Raw genomic sequence first — 1,681 nt, 5'->3', positions numbered from 1 at the left:
CAGGAGGTGACGACCATGGCAACCGCCCTCGCCAAGGCCGCCGACACGGACGTGTCCGCCCGGCACGCCGCCCGCATCGACCACGTGTCGAAGTCCTTCACCGGCCCCGCCGGCCGGCAACTCGTCCTCGACGACATCACCCTCGACGTCGCCCCCGGCGAATTCGTCACCCTCCTCGGCGCCTCCGGCTGCGGCAAATCCACCCTGCTCAACCTCGTCGCCGGCCTGGACCGGCCCAGCGCGGGCACCATCACCACCGACGGCCGCCCCGCCCTGATGTTCCAGGAACACGCCCTCTTCCCCTGGCTGACCGCCGGCAAAAACATCGAACTCGCCCTCAAACTACGCGGCACCCCCAAGACCGAACGCCGCGAGCGCGCCGAGAACCTGCTCGAACTGGTCCGCCTCAAAGGCGCCCACGGCAAACGCGTCCACGAACTGTCCGGCGGCATGCGCCAACGCGTCGCCATGGCCCGCGCCCTGGCCCAGGACAGCAAACTGCTGCTGATGGACGAACCCTTCGCCGCCCTGGACGCCATCACCCGCGACGTCCTGCACGACGAACTCACCCGCATCTGGCGCGAAACCCACCTGTCCGTCCTGTTCGTCACCCACAACGTCCGCGAGGCCGTACGCCTGGCCCAGCGCGTGATCCTGCTCTCCTCCCGCCCCGGCCGCATCGCCCGCCAGTGGACCGTCGACATCGACCAGCCACGCCGCATCGAAGACACCGCCGTGGCCGAACTGTCCCGACAGATCACCGAAGAACTGCGTGGGGAGATCCGCCGCCATGGCCAGCACTGACACCACCGCCAAGGACCCAGGCGACCTCGCAGGACTCGAAGCCGGCCTGGACGCCCTGGAAACCATCCCCACCGGCCGCACCCCGCTACGCGAGACCCTGCTCCGCAAGGTCCTGCCCCCGATCGCCGCCATCGCCCTGGTCCTGGCCCTCTGGCAGCTACTGGTATCCACCGGCACCGCCGGCGATCCGGCCAAACTGCCCGCACCCGCCGACGTATGGGGCGAACTACGCGAGGCCTGGCTGCAGGGCACCCTGCACCAGTACATCTGGACCTCCGTCTCCCGCGGCCTGCTCGGCTTCGCGCTCGCCCTGGCCATCGGCACCCCACTCGGCCTGCTCGTGGCCCGCGTGAAGCTCGTCCGCGCCGCGATCGGACCCATCCTCTCCGGCCTGCAGTCCCTGCCCTCCGTCGCCTGGGTACCCCCCGCCGTCATCTGGCTCGGCCTGAACGACCGCATGATGTTCGCCGTGATCCTCCTCGGCGCCGTCCCCTCCATCGCCAACGGACTGGTCTCCGGCGTCGACCAGGTCCCCCCGCTCTTCCTGCGCGCCGGCCGCACCCTGGGCGCCACCGGCCTGAAGGGCACCTGGCACATCGTCATGCCCGCCGCCCTGCCCGGCTACCTGGCCGGCCTCAAGCAGGGCTGGGCCTTCTCCTGGCGCTCCCTGATGGCAGCGGAGATCATCGCCTCCTCCCCCGACCTCGGCGTCGGCCTCGGCCAGCTGCTGGAGAACGGCCGCAACACCAGCAGCATGTCCATGGTGTTCTTCGCCATCCTGCTCATCCTGATCGTCGGCATCGCCATCGACCTGCTGATCTTCAGCCCACTCGAGCGATGGGTACTGCGCAGCCGCGGCCTGCTGGCAAGGAGCTGA

At 70.0% G+C, this 1,681-nt stretch carries 2 protein-coding genes; both read left to right on the top strand.

Annotated elements, in window-relative coordinates:
* Window positions 1-15 precede the first annotated feature (15 nt).
* Window positions 16-804 (top strand): ABC transporter ATP-binding protein, encoded by a 789-nt coding sequence (locus tag ACP4J3_RS50595; RefSeq protein WP_426545034.1) that lies wholly within the window; start codon window positions 16-18, stop codon window positions 802-804.
* Complete coding sequence (locus ACP4J3_RS50590) at window positions 791-1,681, top strand: ABC transporter permease (RefSeq protein ID WP_426545032.1); 891 nt, start codon at window positions 791-793, stop codon at window positions 1,679-1,681. The genes ACP4J3_RS50595 and ACP4J3_RS50590 overlap by 14 nt, the downstream gene beginning before the upstream one ends.

The sequence above is a fragment of the Streptomyces sp. UG1 genome (assembly GCF_049974585.1).
Lineage (GTDB): Bacteria > Actinomycetota > Actinomycetes > Streptomycetales > Streptomycetaceae > Streptomyces.
Note: the sequence above shows the minus strand (reverse complement) of the source record. Positions and strands in the feature narration are given on the sequence as shown.